17 protein-coding genes are annotated in these 19455 nt (G+C 72.1%); 10 read left to right on the forward strand and 7 right to left on the reverse strand.

From position 1 onward, the window contains the following. Positions 1–182 precede the first annotated feature (182 nt). From Q9250_RS01105 to Q9250_RS01115, 3 genes are all read right to left on the reverse strand, one after another. Complete coding sequence (locus tag Q9250_RS01105; RefSeq protein ID WP_306232734.1) at positions 183–2168, reverse strand: PKD domain-containing protein; 1986 nt, start codon at positions 2166–2168, stop codon at positions 183–185. Positions 2169–2371: 203 nt separating this feature from the next. Then, positions 2372–3091 carry a glutamine amidotransferase-related protein gene (locus tag Q9250_RS01110; RefSeq protein WP_306232735.1) on the reverse strand — a complete coding sequence of 240 codons (720 nt, stop codon included), beginning with the start codon at positions 3089–3091 and terminating at the stop codon, positions 2372–2374. Next, positions 3076–3744, reverse strand: a complete 669-nt coding sequence (locus tag Q9250_RS01115) for a DNA-3-methyladenine glycosylase I (RefSeq protein WP_306232736.1) — start codon at positions 3742–3744, stop codon at positions 3076–3078. Before Q9250_RS01115 ends, Q9250_RS01110 begins: the two co-directional genes overlap by 16 nt. 35 nt (positions 3745–3779) lie before the next feature. On the opposite strand from Q9250_RS01115, the gene Q9250_RS01120 reads away from it, so the two are divergent. The 5 genes from Q9250_RS01120 to Q9250_RS01140 all read left to right on the forward strand — a co-directional run bounded on the left by Q9250_RS01120 (position 3780) and on the right by Q9250_RS01140 (position 6841). After that, the gene (locus Q9250_RS01120; RefSeq protein ID WP_306232737.1) at positions 3780–4532 is read left to right on the forward strand and encodes an AzlC family ABC transporter permease; all 753 of its coding nucleotides are present in this window, start codon (positions 3780–3782) and stop codon (positions 4530–4532) included. Beyond that, positions 4529–4843, forward strand: coding sequence for an AzlD domain-containing protein (locus Q9250_RS01125; RefSeq protein ID WP_306232738.1), 315 nt, complete (start codon positions 4529–4531; stop codon positions 4841–4843). Before Q9250_RS01120 ends, Q9250_RS01125 begins: the two co-directional genes overlap by 4 nt. 139 nt (positions 4844–4982) lie before the next feature. Continuing rightward, positions 4983–5426, forward strand: a complete 444-nt coding sequence (locus Q9250_RS01130; RefSeq protein WP_306232739.1) for an FHA domain-containing protein — start codon at positions 4983–4985, stop codon at positions 5424–5426. Continuing rightward, positions 5423–6112, forward strand: coding sequence for a transcriptional regulator FtsR (gene ftsR / locus Q9250_RS01135; protein WP_306232740.1), 690 nt, complete (start codon positions 5423–5425; stop codon positions 6110–6112). Before Q9250_RS01130 ends, ftsR begins: the two co-directional genes overlap by 4 nt. A gap of 162 nt (positions 6113–6274) precedes the next feature. After that, complete coding sequence (locus tag Q9250_RS01140) at positions 6275–6841, forward strand: MerR family transcriptional regulator (protein ID WP_306232741.1); 567 nt, start codon at positions 6275–6277, stop codon at positions 6839–6841. 256 nt (positions 6842–7097) lie between these two features. Here Q9250_RS01140 and Q9250_RS01145 read toward each other — a convergent pair whose 3' ends face one another. Then, entirely contained in the window at positions 7098–8012 is a 915-nt protein-coding gene (locus Q9250_RS01145; RefSeq protein WP_306232742.1) for a ParA family protein, read from the reverse strand. Positions 8013–8075: 63 nt separating this feature from the next. On the opposite strand from Q9250_RS01145, the gene Q9250_RS01150 reads away from it, so the two are divergent. Next, positions 8076–11480 carry a pyruvate carboxylase gene (locus Q9250_RS01150; protein WP_306232743.1) on the forward strand — a complete coding sequence of 1135 codons (3405 nt, stop codon included), beginning with the start codon at positions 8076–8078 and terminating at the stop codon, positions 11478–11480. Continuing rightward, positions 11477–11968 carry a peptide deformylase gene (locus Q9250_RS01155; protein ID WP_306232744.1) on the forward strand — a complete coding sequence of 164 codons (492 nt, stop codon included), beginning with the start codon at positions 11477–11479 and terminating at the stop codon, positions 11966–11968. The genes Q9250_RS01150 and Q9250_RS01155 overlap by 4 nt, the downstream gene beginning before the upstream one ends. Positions 11969–11986: 18 nt before the next feature. Here Q9250_RS01155 and Q9250_RS01160 read toward each other — a convergent pair whose 3' ends face one another. Together Q9250_RS01160 and Q9250_RS01165 are read right to left on the reverse strand one after the other, a co-directional pair. After that, positions 11987–12820 (reverse strand): class I SAM-dependent methyltransferase, encoded by an 834-nt coding sequence (locus Q9250_RS01160; protein WP_306232745.1) that lies wholly within the window; start codon positions 12818–12820, stop codon positions 11987–11989. Positions 12821–12917: 97 nt separating this feature from the next. Further along, positions 12918–14753 carry an AMP-dependent synthetase/ligase gene (locus tag Q9250_RS01165; RefSeq protein WP_306232746.1) on the reverse strand — a complete coding sequence of 612 codons (1836 nt, stop codon included), beginning with the start codon at positions 14751–14753 and terminating at the stop codon, positions 12918–12920. Between the two features lie 127 nt (positions 14754–14880). On the opposite strand from Q9250_RS01165, the gene Q9250_RS01170 reads away from it, so the two are divergent. Continuing rightward, positions 14881–15597 (forward strand): lysophospholipid acyltransferase family protein, encoded by a 717-nt coding sequence (locus tag Q9250_RS01170; protein ID WP_306232747.1) that lies wholly within the window; start codon positions 14881–14883, stop codon positions 15595–15597. 84 nt (positions 15598–15681) lie between these two features. Beyond that, positions 15682–17064, forward strand: coding sequence for a class II 3-deoxy-7-phosphoheptulonate synthase (locus Q9250_RS01175; RefSeq protein WP_306232748.1), 1383 nt, complete (start codon positions 15682–15684; stop codon positions 17062–17064). 48 nt (positions 17065–17112) lie between these two features. Here Q9250_RS01175 and pknB read toward each other — a convergent pair whose 3' ends face one another. After that, the gene (gene pknB / locus Q9250_RS01180; RefSeq protein ID WP_306232749.1) at positions 17113–19032 is read right to left on the reverse strand and encodes a Stk1 family PASTA domain-containing Ser/Thr kinase; all 1920 of its coding nucleotides are present in this window, start codon (positions 19030–19032) and stop codon (positions 17113–17115) included. Positions 19033–19118: 86 nt separating this feature from the next. Here pknB and Q9250_RS01185 point away from each other — a divergent pair, with 86 nt between their 5' ends. Beyond that, positions 19119–19451 (forward strand): Rv2175c family DNA-binding protein, encoded by a 333-nt coding sequence (locus Q9250_RS01185; RefSeq protein WP_306232750.1) that lies wholly within the window; start codon positions 19119–19121, stop codon positions 19449–19451. The last annotated feature ends 4 nt before the right edge of the window (positions 19452–19455 follow it).

The raw sequence follows: 19455 nt of genomic DNA on the forward strand, positions 1-19455 counted from the left end.
GCGTCACGATCGCGCATGAACGCGCGGTGTCCCACGCCTGTCGCGCGGGCGACCGTCAGACGGCCATCGGGCTCGGCGGCGACGCCGTCGAGGCCCTGCTCGACTCGCTCGTCCTGCCTCGTGGAAGGAGGCAGACGTCAGGGCGCGCACCGCGATGGCTGCGCGCCCTGACGATGACGGGGCTACCGCACGGTCACGTTGGCCGTGACCTCGAGGGCGCCGAGCCTGGTGGTGACGATCACCGTGCTGCCCCTGGCGGTGTTGGTGGTGCGCAGCCGCCAGTCACCGGCGGCGTCCGGGATGGCCGTGCCGAGCACCACGCCGTTCGCGGCCCGCACCGTCACCTGGTTGCCCGACGGGATGCTGACCGTCCCGTCGATCCGCCATTCCGACTTGCGCGTGTCGAGCCTCGCGGAGGTGACGGTCACCACGTCGCGCAGGACGGAGACCGCCACCTCGTCCGTGGAGGTCGTCCCGTCGGCGCCGGTGGTGGTGAGGCGCAGCACGACGTCGCCGTCGGGCATGGTGAACGTCGGGCGCACGGCCGTGGCATCGCTCAGCGCGACCGCAGGACCGGAGACCAGGCTCCAGCTGTGGCCCGTGGCAGCGACGGACGCCGACCCGTCGAGCGTCACGACCGCTCCCCGCAGCGCCCGCTGGTCGGGCCCCGCGGCGGCGACCGAGGGAACCAGTGCCGGCTCCTGCGTGACGATGGTCACCTGCGCCGTGGCGGAGGCTCCGAACGAGCTGGAGACCGTGAGGGTCACCACGATCGACCGGTCGGCTTCGGCGGGTGCGGTGAAGCTCGTCGTCGAGCCTGTGTCCGTGGCGAGGACACCGCCGGACGTCGTCCAGGCGTAGCCCGCCACGTCGCCCAGCGAACCGGTGCCGTCCAGGGTGACGGTGGCACCCGGCGCGACGAACACGACCGGGTCAGTGCCCAGGGTCCCCGCGGTCGCCGGAGTGACCTGGACGTCGGCGTGCAGCTCGAGTCCCGCGTGGGCAGGGCCGTCCGACACCACGGGGGCCTGGTCCGAACCGCCGCCGTCCGAGGTCACGGTGACGCGGGCCGGCGGTGCGTCGGTCAGGAACGCGCCGACCCCGCTGAGCGTCGCCAGCGGATCCGTCGAGCTCGCGATGACCGTGAGGACGCCGCTGCTCGCTCCCGAAGCGTCCACGGTGCGCGTGAAGGTGGCGCTCGACACGGTGACCGCGTCGGTGACGTCGATGACCTTCTCGGCCACCGGCACATCGCCGGCGTTGACGACGGTCACGGTCTGCGGCCGCTCCGCCGAACCGTACGACACCCGGGCGTAGTACTCGGTGCCGCTCGACGCCATGGGGGTGGTCGGCCAGAGCGAGCTGCTCTTGACCTGGAGGGCTTCGCCGGGCTGCGAGGTCGCGTGCACGTCGATCGTGCCGGTGGTCGGGTTGTAGACGGCGGCGACGGCGTCGAGCCCGGCATTGGTGGCGTACCGGCCCGACAGGCTGAACAGGTCCGTCCTCACGTCATCGGTGCCGCCGACGGCGCGGAAGTAGTTCTGGGCCGCGCCGCTGTCGTCGACCCAGACGCTGCCCGTGACGTCGTGCAGCACATCCGGGTCACCGATGTAGCCCTCGGGTGCGCCGCTCGTCCAGGTCAGGAACGGGCCGACGCGGCTCCGCAGCGCACCGGTGAAGTCGCCGGCAGCGCCGATGCCGACGTCCTCGACGAGGCGGGCGGAGCCCGTCCCGTCGGTGGTCAGGGTGTCGACGCCGTAGGGGTGCGTGAAGGTGTACGCGGTGTTGGGCAGGGCGTCGCGCACGACGATGCGGACGCGTCCGAAGGTGACCTGCTCGCCGTCGACCGGCGCTTCGGTGTTGAACGTCGCCTCGAGCCCCGTGGTGAGCACGGCTCGGCCCGCGCCTCCGCCGACCGACAGCTCGGCTCCGGCGAGGAAGTAGAAGTGCTCCAGGGGGAAGTTGTCCGGCCAGGAGGTGCGTGCGAAGGGGTCCGGGACTTCGTCGGCGGGGATCGCGCAGAGCGGATCCTCCACCTGCAGGCAGCCCTCCAGCCGGACGCCGTTCGCGTCCTCGTACCAGGTGGGGAACCCATGGACCGGGTCGGTCGGGCCCACCGTGACGGGATGGTTGGTGGCGCCGGGCGCCAGAGCCGCCTGTGCCGCCACTCCCGTCCCCAACAGGGCGAGCGCCACGACGCCGGCGATTGCAGTTGTTCGTACTCGGGTCAACACGGTCGCTCCATTCGTTCGGCGGAAGTCGCAGAGCTGCGCGACGTCCACGCTGGCAACGGTGGATGCGGGCGCTTGGAATTTCCTTGTGCTTCCCGAACGCCGTTACTGGAGCGGCCTCGGACTCCGGCAGATCCGGATCAGCGCTGCAGGCCGTAGCGCTCGGCGAAGCGGGCGAGGATCGCCTGCGGATGCTCGACGTGCGCCGCGCGCCCCGCGGCGATCAGGTCGTCGACCTCCTCGGGCGAGAAGTAGCCGTGATCGCGGTACACGCGGATGCGCTGCTCGAGGCCGTCAGCGTCGAGCTCGGGATGGAACTGGGTCGCCACCACGTGCTGCCCGATGCGCACCATGTGCACGCACGCGGCCGAGACCGCCAGCAGCGTCGAGCCCTCCGGCGCCTCGGCGATGCCCTCCTTGTGGCCGCCGAACGCGGTGAAGGCCCTCGGCAGGCCGTCGGTCAGCCAGTCCTGCCCGACGAGGCTCAGCTCGACCGGCGCCACCGACTCGGCGATGCCGCGCACCATGCGCCCGCCGAGCGCGTGCACGACCGCGCCCAGCCCGAGGCACGCGCCCAGGTAGGGGATGTCGTCGCGGATCACTCGGGTGGCGAGGTCGGTGAGCCAGGTGATCGTCTCGGCGTGCGCGCGGGGCCGCCCGTGCTCGTCGCTGAAGTTCGCCGGGCCGCCGCCGATGAGCACGGCGTCGACGGTGTCGAGCTCGATCGGCGGGCGCTCGCGGTCGAGCCGCACGCGCTGGACGCGCGCCTGGTCGAGCCGCCCGAAGCGCAGCATCGCCTCGAGCTCGGCCTCGGCGACCTCGTCCTCCGGTCGCGACTGGACGATCAGGATCTGGCGCATGGCTCGCGCTCCTTCATCTCGGGATGCCCGCCTCGGCCGTGCCGCCCCCCGGTGGTGGAGGACTCGGCCGCCCAGACGCCGCTGGAGCCCCGCCGGTGCGAGCCGAGCAGGTGGGTGTCGACGATCCCGACGGCCTCCATCAGCGCGAACATCGTCGTCGGCCCCACGTGCGCGAAGCCGCGGCGCTTGAGCTCCTTCGACAGCGCGAGCGACTCCGGCGACTGCGTGGGCACGTCGGCGTACGAGGCGGGCGCCGGCGTCGCCGTGGGCTGGAACGACCAGATGAGCGCAGCGAGGCCCTCCTGCTCGCGCAGCCCCACCGTCGCCCGCGCGTTCTGGATCGTGGCGTCGATCTTGCGGCGGTTGCGCACGATGCCGGCATCGGCCATCAGCCTGACGACGTCCGCCTCGTCGAAGCGGGCCACCGCATCCGCCTCGAAGTGCCGGAAGGCGGCGCGGAACGCGGGGCGCTTGCGCAGGATCGTCGCCCACGAGAGCCCCGACTGGAAGGCCTCGAGCGAGAGCCGCTCGAACAGCCCCGTCTCGTCGCGCACCGGCATGCCCCACTCGGTGTCGTAGTAGTCGCGCAGCATCGCGTCGGTCGCCGCCCAGGCGGGCCGGGCGAGGCCGTCGTCGCCCACGATCAGGTGCATGCCAGCCAGGCTAGCGGCGTCCATAGGATTGGCCGGTGCGAGCTGATGCAGAGGCCACAGGGCAGACGGATGCGGTCCGTCGCGCCTGGCGGGCGGGCGTCAGCGTGACGGTGGCCACCAGCGCCTACGGACTCTCGTTCGGGGCGCTCTCGATCGCGTCGGGCCTCGACCTCTGGCAGACCATGGTGCTGAGCGCCCTGATGTTCTCGGGCGGCTCGCAGTTCGCCTTCATCGGCGTGATCGCCGCGGGCGGCGGCATCGCCGGCGTCGCCAGCGCGGCCATGCTGGGGCTGCGCAACGCGCTCTACGGCATGAGCATGCGGCGCGTGGTGCAGCCGCGCGGGGCGCTGCTGCCGCTGGCCGCTCACGTGACCATCGACGAGTCGACCGCCGTCGCGCTCGCGCAGACCGAGCCTCGCGCGCAGCGCACGGGGTTCTGGGTGACGGGCGTCGGCATCTACCTGGGCTGGAACCTCGCGACCCTCGCCGGCGCGCTGCTGGGCGACCTGCTCGGCGACCCGAAGCAGTGGGGGCTCGACGCGGCAGCTGCCGCCGCGTTCGTCGGCCTGCTGTGGCCGCGGCTCAAGGCGCGGCAGGCGATCGCGGTGGCCGCCGGCAGCGCCGTCGTGGCGACCGCGCTGCTGCCGGTGCTGCCGGCCGGCATGCCGGTGATCGTGGCGGCAGCGGTGGGCGTGCTCGTGGGCCTGACGAACTGGCTCGGCCCGAAGCACGAGTCGCGCCTGCCCGATCCCGGTGGGCAGCCGCATCCGAAGGGGCAGCACGCGTGACCCTGTGGCACCTGATCCTGCTGGCGAGCATCGCGGTGCTCGCGATCAAGCTCGTCGGCTACGCCGTGCCGCCGCGGCTGTTCGAGCGCCCGCGGCCCAGGCGCACGCTCGAGCTGCTGACGGTGTCGCTGCTCGCGGGCCTCGTCGCCGTGCAGACGCTCGGGGCGGGCGCGGCGGTGGTGCTCGACGCGAGGATCCCCGCGGTGGCGGTCGCCGCGGGCCTGTTCGCGGTGCGCGCGCCGTTCATCGTCGCGGTGCTCGGGGCGGCCGTGACGGCTGCGCTGCTGCGCGCGTTCGCCGGGTTCGCGTGACGGCCCCGCGAGCCCCTCGCGGTTCGCTATGGTTGCCTCTCGAGATCGATCCGCCAGACCGGGCTGGAGCACAGCCTCGAGTCGCTATGCTGAACGGCACTCGCCAGCGCCGCTGGCCCATCCGCGTGGAGGAAACCGCATGACCGAGCACGACGGCCCCGACGCCGAGAGCACGCAGTCGTGGGGTGACGACTACCGTGCCCAGCTCGCGTCGATGCTCTCGGGCACGAGCCCCGAGGACCGCGAGGCGGTCGCCTCGCTGCCGTCGGGCTCGGCGATCCTCGTCGTGCGCCGCGGCCCGAACGTGGGCGCGCGCTTCCTGCTCGACCAGGACTCCACCATCGCCGGCCGCCACCCCGACGCCGACATCTTCCTCGACGACGTCACCGTCTCGCGCCGCCATGCAGAGTTCCAGCGCTCGGGCACGTCGTTCGAGCTGCGCGACCTCGGCTCGCTGAACGGCACGTACTTCGAAGGCGAGCGCGTCGACCACGTGGCGCTCCAGGACGGCGCGGAGGTGCAGGTCGGCAAGTTCCGCCTCACCTTCTACCGCTCACGGCTCGACCTCGAGCCACGGCAGTGAGCGCCCAGGCCCAGCCCGCGCGCAAGGCCGCCGCGCTCCTGTCGATCGGGCAGGTGCTCGCGAAGCTCGGCCCGGAGTTCCCCGACCTGTCGCCGTCGAAGCTGCGCTTCCTCGAGGACCAGGGGCTCATCTCGCCCCAGCGCACCGCCTCCGGCTACCGCAAGTTCGACGCCGCCGACCTCGAGCGGCTGCGCTACATCCTCACGCTGCAGCGCGACCACTACCTGCCGCTGAAGGTCATCCTCGGTCACCTCGACGACATCGATGCGGGCCGGTCGCCGCAGATCCCTGGCGCCAACGTGCGCGTCGAGGCGCCGTCGATCCTGGGGGCGGAGCGCCGGCTGACGCGCGCCGAGCTGCAGGCCGAGTCGGGCGCCACGAAGCAGCTGCTCGCCGATGCGCTGTCGGCGCAGCTGGTGCCGGGCGCCGAGCCGTTCGGCGAGGCGGCGCTGCACGCCATGCGCGCGCTCGTCGAGCTGCAGCGGTTCGGCATCGAGCCGCGGCACCTGCGCGGCATGCGCCAGTCGGCGCAGCGCGAGGCCGCACTGATCGAGTCGGCGCTGACGCCCATCCGCGGCCGGCGCGAGACGGGCAGCCAGGCGAAGGCGGCCGAGGCGGCACGCGACCTGGCCGGTCAGATCCAGGCGGTCCGCGACCTCCTGACCCGCGACGCGCTCGGCGCGTAGCCGGCAGGCGCGCCCTGCCCGCTCGTGGGCGGCAGGGCGTAGACTCGCCCCGACACGCCGCGCCGATCATCGGTTGCACGGGATGAGCGTGGAGCCTCGATACGGTGAGGCTCAACACTCAACCTTGACTTGAAGGTTGCGGCACTCCTGAAGGGATCGGCGATGGGCGACGGCACCCACGATGCAGACCAGGGCGACACCGCCCGCGATGCGAGCATGCTCTTCAGCGACGGCCTCCCGCAGGAGCCCGACGCCGTCGGCTACCGCGGTGCGGTCGCCGCGGACGCGGCGGGCATCACCTACCGCCAGCTCGACTACTGGGCGCGCACCGGCCTCGTCGAGCCGACGATCCGCCCGGCGCACGGCTCGGGCAGCCAGCGCCTCTACTCCTTCCGCGACATCCTCGTCCTGAAGCTCGTCAAGCGACTGCTCGACACCGGCATCTCGCTGCAGCAGATCCGCGTCGCGATCCAGCAGCTGCACGAGGCGGGCGTCCGCGACCTCACGCAGACCACGCTCATCTCCGACGGCGCGTCGGTCTACCTCTGCACCTCGAACGACGAGGTGATCGACCTGCTGAGCAACGGCCAGGGCGTGTTCGGCATCGCCGTCGGGCGCGTGCTGCGCGAGGTCGAGTCGCAGCTCATCGAGCTCGAGGGCACGCCGGTCGACGCGCAGCCCCTCGACGAGCTCGCCGCCCGCCGCGCGCGCAAGAGCCGCACGGCCTGACCCTGACGGCCTGAGTCTGACGGCCAGCGCCTGACGGCCAGCGCCTGACGACCAGCGCCTGACGGCCTGAACCTGACGGCCTGAGCCTGACGGCCCCCTGACCGCGGTCGCGCCGTCCGAGCGCGTCGTCACGTCCCGCGGGCAGCTGGTCGCGCAGTGCGGCGGCTCGCCGACGGCGCGGTCGTCGCGCACGGATAGCCGCGCTCTGGAGCCCGCATCGCCTCGCTCTGAGGCGCGTGGTGGAGGGCTCGCGCCGCTACTTGCTCTCGGGCTCGCCCTCGGGCACCGTCTCGGAGGCCGCTGCCTCCTCGAGCTCCGCAGCCGCGGTCGCGTCGACCGCGGCGGTCGGCGCCGGCACCTTGCGGCCGGAGGCCGCCTCGTCGCCCGCGCGGCCGGAAGCCGTCAGCACCGTCTGCAGCAGCTCGTCGAACTGCAGCGCCATCTCCTGCGCGCCCTCGCCGGGCCACACGTGGAGCGGCCGTGCGGCACCCTGCGCCTGCTGCATCGACGTGCGCTCGGGCAGCACCGTCTCGAGCACGAGCGGCCCGAACATGTCCTTGAGCTCCTGGATGCGGTACTGGTGCTCGAGCGACTGCGGGCGGGCGCGGTTGACGACGATGCCGAGCGGCTGCAGGCGCGGGCTCAGGCCGCGGCGGATCTCCTCGATCGCGCGCAGCGCGCGGTCGGCGGCGGCGACCGAGAACAGGCCGGGCTCCGTCACGACCAGCACGCGGTCGGAGGCGGCCCACGCGGTGCGGGTGAGCGCGTTGAGCGAGGGAGCGCAGTCGACGAGCACGAGGTCGTAGTCGTTCTCGACGGTCGTCAGCGCCGTCTCGAGCTTCCAGATGTCCTTGATCGTCGGGTGCGGCCCGTCGAAGTTGATCGCGCTGGGGGAGCCGATGAGCACATCGATGGTGCCGCCGTGCCCCTGCGTCCAGCCCGAGGGCGAGATCGCCTGCTGGACGACCTTGTCCTTGGGGTTCGCAAGCACATCGGCGACGTTGAGACGGCCTTCGATCTCGATGTCCATGCCGGTCGAGGCGTCCGATTGCGGGTCGAGATCGACGACGAGCGTGCGAAGGCCCTTGGCGAAGGCGGCAGAGGCGAGACCGAGGGTCACCGTCGTCTTGCCGACGCCGCCCTTGAGTGAGCTGATCGAGAGTACGTGCACGGCGGCCAAGCCTAGCCCCACTAGATTGGGAAGACCGCGCCGCCGCACCCGGAGGATCCCTCTATGTTCTCGAAGCTCCTTGTCGCCAACCGAGGCGAGATCGCCATCCGCGCGTTCCGCGCCGCCAACGAGCTGGGGATCAGGACCGTCGCCGTCTACGCGCACGAGGACCGCAACTCGCTCCACTGCCAGAAGGCCGACGAGGCCTACCAGATCGGCGAGCCCGGCCGCCCGGTGCGCGCCTACCTCACGGTGAGCGAGATCATCCGCGTCGCGAAGGACTCCGGCGCCGACGCCATCTACCCGGGCTACGGCTTCCTCAGCGAGAACCCCGAGCTGGCGACCGCCGCGGCTGCGGCGGGCATCACGTTCGTCGGTCCCGGCGCCTCGGTGCTGGCGATGGCCGGCAACAAGGTGACGGCCAAGGAGCACGCGATCGCCGCCGGCGTGCCCGTGCTGGCCTCCACGCCGGCGACCTCCGACCTCGACGAGCTCATCGCGGGCGCCGACGAGATCGGCTTCCCCGTCTTCGCGAAGGCGGTCGCCGGTGGCGGCGGTCGTGGGATGCGTCTGGTGAAGCGCCGAGAGGATCTCCGGGAGGCGCTCGAGGCCGCCATGCGCGAGGCCGACAGCGCCTTCGGCGACCCGACGATGTTCATCGAGCAGGCCGTGGTCCGTCCGCGGCACATCGAGGTGCAGATCCTCGCCGACGCGACCGGCGAGACGGTGCACCTGTTCGAGCGCGACTGCTCGGTGCAGCGCCGCCACCAGAAGGTCGTCGAGCTGGCACCCGCGCCCAACCTCTCCGACGAGAAGCGCGCCGAGCTCTACCGCGACGCCGTCGCCTTCGCCCGCTCGATCGGCTACGTCAACGCCGGCACGGTCGAGTTCCTGCTCGACACCGCTGGCGACCGCGCGGGCGAGCACGTGTTCATCGAGATGAACCCGCGCATCCAGGTCGAGCACACGGTCACCGAGGAGATCACCGACGTCGACCTGGTGGCCAGCCAGATCCGCATCGCCGCGGGGGAGTCGCTCGAGCAGCTCGGCCTCAAGCAGGAGCAGATCGAGATGCACGGCGCTGCCCTGCAGTGCCGCGTCACCACCGAGAACCCGGCCGACGGCTTCCGCCCCGACACCGGCCGCATCACCGCCTACCGCTCGCCGGGCGGCGCGGGCGTGCGCCTCGACGGCGGCACGATCAACCCCGGCACCGACGTCAGCCCCCACTTCGACTCGATGCTGGCGAAGGTCACCACCCGCGGCCGCGATCTCGACACCGCGATCCGCCGCGCCCACCGCGCGGTCAGCGAGTTCCGCATCCGTGGCGTCGCGACGAACATCCCGTTCCTGCTCAACCTGCTCGACACCGACGAGTTCCGCGCCGGCGACGTGTCGACCCAGTTCATCGACGAGCACCCCGAGCTCACGCGCATCAACCCGCCGAAGGACCGCGCGTCGAAGGTGCTCGCCTGGCTCGCCGACGTGACGGTCAACCAGCCCAACGGCAAGGCCGAGGGCGTCATCAACCCGGCGATCAAGCTGCCCGCCATCGACCTCGAAGCGCCGGCGCCCGACGGCGAGCGGCAGCGGCTGCTCGAGCTCGGCCCGGCCGGCTGGGCGAAGGCGCTGCGCGAGCGCACCACGCTCGCGGTCACCGAGACCACCTTCCGCGACGCGCACCAGTCGCTGCTCGCGACCCGCGTGCGCACCGCCGACCTGGTCGCGGTCGCCCCGCACGTCGCGCGCATGACGCCGCAGCTGCTCTCGATGGAGGCCTGGGGCGGCGCGACCTACGACGTGGCGCTGCGCTTCCTCGGCGAGGACCCGTGGGAGCGGCTCGCGGCGCTCCGCGAGGCGATGCCGAACATCCCGCTGCAGATGCTGCTGCGCGGCCGCAACACGGTCGGCTACACGCCGTACCCGACCGAGGTGACCACCGCCTTCGTCGAGGAGGCCGCACTCACCGGCATCGACGTGTTCCGCATCTTCGACGCGCTGAACGACGTCGACCAGATGCGGCCGGCGATCGACGCGGTGCTCGAGACCGGCTCCACGGTCGCCGAGGTGGCGCTGTGCTACTCCGGCGACATGCTCGACCCGGCGGAGGACCTCTACACCCTCGACTACTACCTGCGGCTCGCCGAGCGCATCGTCGACGCCGGCGCGCACGTGCTCGCGATCAAGGACATGGCGGGCCTGCTGCGCGCGGGCGCGGCCTCGAAGCTCGTGGCGGCGCTCCGCGACCGCTTCGGCGTGCCGGTGCACCTCCACACGCACGACACCGCCGGCGGTCAGCTCGCGACGCTGCTCGCCGCCTCCGCCGCGGGCGTCGACGCGGTCGACGTCGCCAGCGCCCCGATGGCCGGCACCACCAGCCAGCCGTCGCTGTCGGCGCTGGTCGCCGCCGTCGCGCACACCGACCGCGACACCGGCCTCTCGCTCGCCGCGGTGAGCGACCTCGAGCCCTACTGGGAGGCCGTCCGTCGGCTCTACAAGCCGTTCGAGTCGGGCCTGCCCGGCCCCACCGGCCGCGTCTACCACCACGAGATCCCGGGTGGTCAGCTGTCGAACCTGCGGCAGCAGGCGATCGCGCTCGGGCTCGCCGACGACTTCGAGAAGATCGAGGACTGGTACGCCGCGGCGAACCGCATCCTCGGCCGCCCGACGAAGGTGACGCCCTCGTCGAAGGTGGTGGGCGACCTGGCGCTGCAGCTCGTGGCGCAGGGGGTCGACCCCGACGACTTCGAGCGCGACCCGCGCAAGTACGACATCCCCGACTCCGTCATCGGCTTCATGGCCGGCGAGCTGGGCGACCTGCCGGGCGGCTGGCCCGAGCCCTTCCGCTCGAAGGTGCTCGCCGGCCGCGAGGTCGACATCTCGATCAAGCCGCTCGCGCCCGAGCAGGCCGAGCGCCTGCTGACGGCCGGCGCCGACCGCCAGCACGCGCTGAACGAGCTGCTGTTCGCTGGCCCGACGAAGGCGTTCGACGAGAGCCGCGCGCAGTACGGCGACCTCTCGGTGGTCGACACCATCGACTACCTCTACGGCATGCTGCCCGGCGAGGAGCACCACGTCGGCATCGGCCGCGGCGTCACCCTGAACGTCGAGCTCGAGGCCGTGGGCCAGCCCGACGACGACGGCATCGTGACGGTGATGACGGTGCTGAACGGCCAGCTGCGCCCGGTCTACGTGCGCGACCGCTCCGTCAAGGTCGACAAGCCCCAGGTCGAGAAGGCGGATGCGTCGGTGCCCGGCCAGATCGCGGCTCCGTTCGCCGGGGCGGTCACCGTGAAGGTCGCCGTCGGCGACACGGTCGCGGCAGGCGACGCCGTGGCGACGATCGAGGCGATGAAGATGGAGGCCGGCATCACCTCGCCGGTCGACGGCGTCGTCGAGCGGCTGGCGCTCACCGGCACGACGCCGGTCGAGGCCGGCGACCTGATCGTGGTGGTGAAGCCCGCGTGAGCGTGCGGGAGATCCGGGTCTTCGGCGACCCTGTGCTGCGGGAGCGCGCCCAGCCGGTCGACCCGGCGGCGCCCGCGACGGCGGCCCTGGTGCAGGATCTGCTCGACACCGTGCAGCTGCCGGGCCGCGCGGGCGTGGCGGCGTGCCAGATCGGCGTCGCGAAGGCGGCGTTCTCCTACCTGGTCGACGACGAGCTGGGCTATGTGCTGAACCCGCGCATCGACGAGGTGCGCGGCGAGCCGCAGCTGGTCGACGAGGGCTGCCTGTCGGTGCCGGAGCTCGGCTTCCCGACGCCGCGCCATCCCTTCTGCCGCGTGATCGGCGAGGATCTCGAGGGCCGCGAGGTCGTGCTCGAGGGCGAGGGCCTGATGGCGCAGATGCTGCAGCACGAGATGGGGCACCTCGACGGCCGGCTCTACCTGCAGGCGCTCGACAAGGAGACGCGGTCGATCGCGATGGCCGAGGTGCGGAAGGCCGCCTGGTACTGAGGCCGCGACGGCACCGGCTCAGGCCTTGACGAGCGTGAAGATGCCGTAGCGCATCGCGCCCGTGCGGTAGGCGAGGATCAGCCTCGGGAACGAGAGCGCGAAGACGCGGTTGCGGCCCTCGAGGGCGAGCCGACGGGTGTCGCGGTCGACGATCACCGACCGCAGCAGCCGGCGCGTGCAGATCGTCCACGTGCGGGCGACGCGGCGGCTGACGTCCTCGTAGTCGACGACCTCGAAGCCGGCCGCGCGCGCCAGCGCCGCGTACTCCTCGGGCGTGCCCATCGAGGGCAGTCGGCCCTCGCGGCAGATCGGCTCGAGCAGGTGGCGCAGCTTCCAGCCGCGGGCATCGGGCGCCGCGAGCCAGGCGCAGACGACGAAGCGGCCCCCGGGCGCCAGCACGCGGTGGGCCTCGTCGAAGAAGCCCTGCTTGTCGGCCATGTGCTCGCTCGACTCGATCGCCCACGCGGCGTCGGCGGAGCCCTCGGGCAGGCCGTTCTCGAGCCAGTCGCGCTGCTGGACCTCGACGCCGTCGACAGGCTGCGCGGCCGCGTGGCGCGCCTGCTCGCCCGAGAGCGTGAAGCCGGTGACGCGCACACCGCGCTGGGCCGCGAGGCGTCGCGCCGTGCCGCCGTAGCCGCAGCCGATGTCGACGCACGCGTCACCGGTCTGCAGCTGCAGCCGGTCGCCGACCGTGTCGACCAGCGCCTCGACGGCTGCGACGGGCGTCTCGCGGCCCGTCGTCCACAGCCCGTGGTGCACGTGCTCGCCCCACAGGCGGCGGTAGATCGCGTCGAGCTCGTCGTAGTGGTCGGCCACGGCGGCGGCGCTCTGGGGAGCACGAGCAAGGATCATGCGCTCACCCTGCCGCATCCGTCACGCCGCGTCCATCGTGCCCACGTCGTGACGACGGCGGCATCGAGGCGCTGCCTCGACGCCGCCGTCGGTCGGCTCACTCGCCGACGTCGTGCGCGGTGGAGTTCGACGCGTAGATGTCCTCGACCTGGGCGGCGAAGTCGCGCAGCACGTTGTCGCGCTTGATCGACATCTTCGGTGTCAGGTGGCCGTTCGCCTCGATGAACTCGACCGGCAGGATCGCGAACTTGCGCACCGACTCGGCGCGCGAGACGTGCTTGTTGGCGCGCTCGATCGCGGAGCGGACCTCCTCGATCACCGCCGGGTGGTTCGCGGCCTGCTCGAGCGTCATCGACGCGTCGTGCCCGTTGTTCTGCAGCCAGGTCGCCAGCATCTCGCCGTCGAGGGTGATGAGCGCGGCGATGAACTTGCGCTGGTCGCCCACGACGACCGGCTGCCCGATGATGGTGTTCGAGCGGATCGGGTCCTCGAGCGTGTTCGGCGCCACGTTCTTGCCGGCGGCCGTGACGATGAGCTCCTTCTTCCGACCGGTGATCGTGAGGTAGCCGTCGGCGTCGAGGGAGCCGATGTCGCCGGTGCGGAACCAGCCGTCCTCGGTGAAGGAGTCCTTGGTCGCCTGCTCGTTGTTCCAGTAGCCCGCGAAGACGGCGACGCCCTTGCCGAGGATCTCGCCGTCGTCGGCGATCTTCACGCCGTTGCCGGGCATGGCCGGCCCGACCGTGCCGATCTTGAACCTGGAGGGCAGACCGACCGTCAGCGGCGCCGTGGTCTCGGTCAGGCCGTAGCCCTCGAGCACCCGGATGCCGAGCGAGCGGTAGAAGTGCGCGAGGAACGTCGACAGGGGCGCCGAGCCTGAGACGGCGTACCGCACGTTGCCGCCGAGCGCGGTGCGCAGCTTGTTGAGCACGAGCCGGTCGAACAGCGCGAACTGCAGCTTGAGCCCCAGCGGCACGTGGCCGGCGTCGAGCGCCTTGGAGTGCGCGACGGCGACCCGGGCGGCGCGGCGGAAGATCTTGCCCTTGCCGCCCGCCTCCGCCTTCTGCTCGCTGGCGTTGTAGACCTTCTCGAACACGCGCGGCACAGCGAGGAAGAACGTCGGCTTGAACGAGCCCATCGCCGGCAGCAGCTGCTTCGTGTCGGACTGGTGCCCGACCCGCACGCCCGCGGTGACGCCGAGGATCGAGATGAAGCGCGCGAAGACGTGCGCCTGCGTGACGAACAGCAGCGTCGACGATCCGGGCGCGACGACCTCGGCCATCGCCACGCGCGCGTTGCGGCACAGCTCGACGAAGTTCGAGTGCGTCAGCATGACGCCCTTCGGGCGGCCCGTCGACCCGGAGGTGTAGATGAGCGTGGCGATGTCGTCGCCCACGGCGAGCCGCCGGCGCCGCTCGATCTCGTCGTCGGCGACGTCCTTGCCCTGCTCGACCAGCGAGTCGAGGTCGCCGCGGTCGATGCGCCAGACGTCGCTGATCGCCGGCAGGTCGCCGTGCGCCTCGTCGAAGCGCGACACCAGGTCGGCGTCCTCGAGGATCACGCGGGTGGCGCCGCCGTCGGAGAGGATCCACTGGATCTGGGAGGGTGCGGACGTCTCGTACACGGGCACCATGTGGGCGCCGGCGTAGAAGAGCGCGAAGTCGACGAGCGAGAACTCGTAGCGCACCTTGCACAGGAAGCCGACGGCGTCGCCGGGCTGCACGCCCGCGGCGACGAAGCCCTTGGCGAGCGCGACCACCTGGCGGCGGAACTCGGTGGCGGAGATGTCGCGCCAGCCGTCGCCCTGCGGCACCGAGAACAGCGCGATGTGCGGGTTCTCCCGGACGGTGTCCTCGAGCAGGTCGGTGACGTTCGCCTCCGGGTCGGGTGCGACGACGGGAGGGGTGACACCCTCGGGTGCGGTGAGCTGGGGCACTGGGACTCCTTCGGCGTTCGTGCGTTGGCGCCATTGTATGGTCGGGCGTCCCACTGCGCCGTGAGGTGCGCGCATGTCTGTCGCGGGGTCGTGCAGGCCCTAGGCTCGGGTGCGTCTTGGAGGTGCGATGTTCTACTGGCTGCTGCGGCACTGGGTGGTCGGCCCGTACATGAACCGGGTGTTCCGCCCGTGGGTCGTGGGCCTCGAGCACCTGCCCGCCTCGGGCGGCGCGATCATCGCCGGCAACCACCTGTCGGTCATCGACTCCTTCCTGATGCCGCTGGTGCTCGATCGCCGCGTCTACTTCCTGGCGAAGTCCGACTACTTCAACGGCAAGGGCCTCAAGGGCAGGCTGATCCGCTGGTTCTTCCTCGGCGTCGGCCAGCTGCCGATGGACCGCTCGGGCGGCGAGAAGAGCTCGCAGAGCCTCGACGCCGCGCTGCAGAAGGTGCAGGACGGCCAGTTCATCGGCATCTACCCGGAGGGCACCCGCAGCCCCGACGGCAAGATGTACCGCGGGCGCACCGGTGTCGCCCGCATGGTGCTCGACGCGCGCGTGCCGGTCATCCCGTGCGTGATGGTCGACACCGAGAAGATCATGCCGATCGGCAAGCGCCTGCCGCGCGTCGGGCGCATCGGCATCATCTTCGGCGAGCCGATCGACTTCTCGCGCTACTACAACCTCGAGGGCGACCGCTTCGTGCTGCGCTCGATCACCGACGAGATCATGGTCACCCTCAACCGCATCTCCGACCAGGAGTACGTCGACGTCTACGCCTCGAGCGTGAAGTCCCGCGTCGAGGCGGAGCGGAAGGCGCTCGCCGCCGCGCGCGCCGAGCGCTGAGCGGCCGCGGACGGGTCCGGCGCTTCGCCGCTCAGTAGACTGGCCTCTGGCGCACTTCCGCGCCATCCGATTGCAGAGGCACGCATGACCGAGACGTTCGTGAACCCGTTCGACACTGAGCGCAGCTCCATCGAGCAGGGACTCGACGCCTATCGCTCGCTGCCCGTCAAGCAGCAGCCATCGTGGCCCGACGAGGCCGAGCTCGAGCGCGTCCGCCGCGAGCTGCGCGCGGCTCCGCCGCTGGTGTTCGCCGGCGAGGTCGACATGCTGCGCGACCGGCTCGCGACCGCTGCCCAGGGCGGCGCCTTCCTGCTGCAGGGCGGCGACTGCGCCGAGACCTTCGCGGGCGCGACGGCCGACAACATCCGCAACCGCGTGAAGACGATCCTGCAGATGGCGGTCGTGCTCACCTACGGCGCGGCGATGCCGGTGATCAAGATGGGCCGCATGGCCGGGCAGTTCGCCAAGCCGCGCTCCAACGACAGCGAGACGCGCGGCGACCTGACGCTGCCCGCCTACCGCGGCGACATCGTCAACGGCTACGACTTCACCCCCGAGTCGCGCGCCGCCGACCCCGACCGCATCCTCCGCGGCTACCACATGGCCGCATCCACCCTGAACCTCGTGCGCGCCTTCACGCAGGGTGGCTTCGCCGACCTGCGCCAGGTGCACTCCTGGAACAAGGGCTTCGCCGAGAACCCGCTGTTCGCCCGCTACGAGGCGCTCGCCAGCGAGATCGATCGCGCGGTGCGCTTCATGGAGGCCGCCGGCGCCAACTTCGACGAGCTGCGCGGCGTCGAGTTCTTCACCGGCCACGAGGGCCTGCTGATGGACTACGAGCGCCCGCTCACGCGCATCGACTCGCGCACCGGCCTCGCCTACAACACCTCGAGCCACTTCCAGTGGATCGGCGAGCGCACGCGCGAGCTCGACGGCGCGCACGTCGACTTCTTCTCGCGGGTGCGCAACCCCATCGGCGTGAAGCTGGGCCCGACCACGACGCCCGCCGACATGGAGGCGCTGGTCGACAAGCTCGACCCCGAGCGCGAGCCCGGTCGCCTGACCTTCATCACCAGGATGGGCGCAGGGCGCATCCGCGACGTGCTGCCGGGCCTGCTCGAGGCGTCGAAGTCGCTCGAGTCGACCCCGCTGTGGGTCACCGACCCCATGCACGGCAACGGCATCACGACGAAGAACGGCTACAAGTCGCGCCGCTTCGACGACGTGGTCGACGAGGTGCGCGGCTTCTTCGAGGCGCACAAGCAGGTCGGCACGTTCCCCGGCGGCATCCACGTCGAGCTCACCGGCGACGACGTCACCGAGTGCCTCGGCGGCTCGGAGGACATCGACGAGCTCGCGCTCGAGTCGCGCTACGAGTCGCTCTGCGACCCGCGCCTGAACCACATGCAGTCGCTCGAGCTGGCGTTCCTGGTGGCCGAGGAGCTGCGGGCGGCACCGCGCCCGTAGCGGTCTGCTGCGCCTCCGGCCGCGCCGGCCCCTCGTGGCCGGCGCGGCTCAGTAGGTCGCGTCGATGACGACGGTCGAGCCCTGCACGACGGCGCTCGATCCGGGATCCTGCGACAGGACCGCCGCGAGGCTCTGCAGCGCCTCGGGCACGTTGGTGCGCAGCTCGGGCACGAGCTGCGCATCCCGGATCGCCTGCACGGCATCGGGGATGGGCATGCCCACCACGTCCGGCACCTGCGACATGGGCGGGCCCAGCGAGACGACGCCGGTGATCGTCGCGCCGCGGCGCACCGGCCCGTCGCTCGGCACCGTCATCGACACGAGGTGGCCGGTCGGCACCTCGAACGAGTGCTCCTGCGCCGAGAAGTCGACGAGCAGGCCAGCCTGCTGCAGGGCGGCGGAGGCGTCGTCCGCGTTCTGGCCGGACTCGGCGGGGATCGGGCCGAGCGAGACGCGCAGCGCGATCGGCGTGCGCTCCTCGAGCGTCTGCACCTGGCTGAGGTCGACCTCGTTCGCCGAGGCCGCGAGCACGGTCTGCGGAGGCGCTGCATCGAACACGAAGTCCGGCTCGGCCTCGGCGACCGTGAAGCCGGCGGTGGCGATCTCGGCGCGGGCCTGCTCGAGCGGCATGCCAGCGAGGGCAGGCACCGGCAGGCTCCGTCGGCCCGCGGAGACCACCAGCTGCACCGCGTCGCCGTTGCCGATCTCGGCGCCGGCGGGCGGGACGGTCCGCAGCACGTGCCCTGACGGCGTGTCGTAGTTCGCCTCGGCCACCACCTCGGAGACCTCGATGCCGTCGCCGTCCAGCAGCGCGACCGCGGCGTCCTGCGTCTCGCCGACGACCGACGGCACGGTGCTGCTGCCGCCCGGTCCGAGGTTGAACCACCAGCCCAGGCCGGCCGCGAGCAGCAGGCCGAGCAGCACCACCGCGAGCCACAGCATGCCGCGGCGCCGGCGCACGGTGACGCGTCGCGCGAGCGCCGTCGCGGCCACGCCGTCGCCGCCGTCGCGCACGACCACCGGCGGGGGCGGCGCGACCGTGCGCCGGGGCTTGCGCGGCCGCTCGATGACGGTCGTCGACCGGTCGTCCTCCGAGACTGAGGGCAGCACGGTCGTCGGGGTGTCGATGCCGCGCTCCCGGATCGCGTGCAGCTCTGCCAGCATCTCCGACGCATCCGTCGGTCGCAGGTTCGGATCGCGCTGCGTCGCCCAGTGCACGAGCGAGTCGAGCGCCTCGGGCACGCCGGGCGCCTCGGTCGACGGCAGCGGCACCTGCTCGTTGGCGTGCTGGAAGGCGATCTGCATGGGCTCGTCGCCGGTGAACGGCTGCTTGCCGGTGAGCATCTCGAACAGCAGGATGCCCACGGCGTAGATGTCGCTGCGGGCGTCGGCGATGCCACGGGTGACGAGCTCGGGGGAGAGGTAGGCGATCGTGCCCAGCAGCGCCTTCCCGGTCGCGGTGTTCGCGGTCGCCGCCCGCGCGAGGCCGAAGTCGCCGATCTTGATGCGCCCGTCGTGGGCGAGCAGGATGTTCTCGGGCTTCAGGTCGCGGTGCACGATGCCGGCCCGGTGCGCGGCCGCCAGGCCCGCGAGGATCGCCTCGAGCACGTCGAGCGACTGCTCAGCGGTGATGCGGCCGCGCTCGATGAGCAGGTCGCGCAGGGTGATCGAGGGCACCAGCTCCATGACGAGCCACGCCAGCCCGTCGTCGTCTCCCTGGTCGTAGGTGTTCACGACGTTCGGATGCGCGAGGCGGGCCGCCGCCTTCGCCTCCTGGATGAAGCGCTCCCGGAAGTCCTCGTCGTCGCTCAGGTGCGGGTGCATCACCTTCACGGCCACCTTGCGGTCGAGCCGCAGGTCGAGCCCGGCGTAGACGCTCGCCATGCCGCCGCGGGCGATGCGGTCGCCGACCTCGTACCTGCGGTCGATCAGCCGTCCGATGACGGGATCGCGGGGGTCGACAGGCACGAAGCGAGGATAGGCGGAGGTGCGGCGCAAGCACGGCACCCACGCCGCTGTGGGGCGCAGGTCGGGTCCGGTGGCATCATGGAGGCGTGACGCAAGACACCGCTTGGCTCTCCGTGCCCGACCTCGTGACGCTGCTCGGTCAGCCGGTCGGACGCATCCACCGACTCATCGAGGATCACCGCCTGCCGGCGACGCGCCGGAACGGCACGCTGCAGGTGCCCGCCGCGGCGATCCGCGACGGCGAACCGCTCAGCGAGCTGCGCGGCACCCTGCTCGTGCTGCTCGACGCCGGGCACACCGAGGACGAGGCGATCGACTGGCTGCTCGCCGAGGACGACTCGCTGGGCGTCGCGCCGATCGAGGCCATGCGCGCAGGCTCGAAGGCCGCCGTGCGCAAGGCCGCGCAGCTGCTCGGCTGAGCCG

It is taken from the genome of Agrococcus beijingensis, from assembly GCF_030758955.1.
In the GTDB taxonomy this organism is placed as follows: Bacteria; Actinomycetota; Actinomycetes; order Actinomycetales; family Microbacteriaceae; genus Agrococcus; species Agrococcus beijingensis.

Bases quoted from the DNA above. Each gene is read 5' to 3' on its own strand.
- Q9250_RS01160 (WP_306232745.1), bottom strand. From the start codon at position 12,820: ATGATCCTTGCTCGTGCTCCCCAGAGCGCCGCCGCCGTGGCCGACCAC.
- Q9250_RS01175 (WP_306232748.1), top strand. From the start codon at position 15,682: ATGACCGAGACGTTCGTGAACCCGTTCGACACTGAGCGCAGCTCCATC.
- Q9250_RS01115 (WP_306232736.1), bottom strand. From the start codon at position 3,744: ATGCACCTGATCGTGGGCGACGACGGCCTCGCCCGGCCCGCCTGGGCG.
- Q9250_RS01130 (WP_306232739.1), top strand. From the start codon at position 4,983: ATGACCGAGCACGACGGCCCCGACGCCGAGAGCACGCAGTCGTGGGGT.
- Q9250_RS01150 (WP_306232743.1), top strand. From the start codon at position 8,076: ATGTTCTCGAAGCTCCTTGTCGCCAACCGAGGCGAGATCGCCATCCGC.
- Q9250_RS01110 (WP_306232735.1), bottom strand. From the start codon at position 3,091: ATGCGCCAGATCCTGATCGTCCAGTCGCGACCGGAGGACGAGGTCGCC.
- Q9250_RS01170 (WP_306232747.1), top strand. From the start codon at position 14,881: ATGTTCTACTGGCTGCTGCGGCACTGGGTGGTCGGCCCGTACATGAAC.
- Q9250_RS01140 (WP_306232741.1), top strand. From the start codon at position 6,275: ATGGGCGACGGCACCCACGATGCAGACCAGGGCGACACCGCCCGCGAT.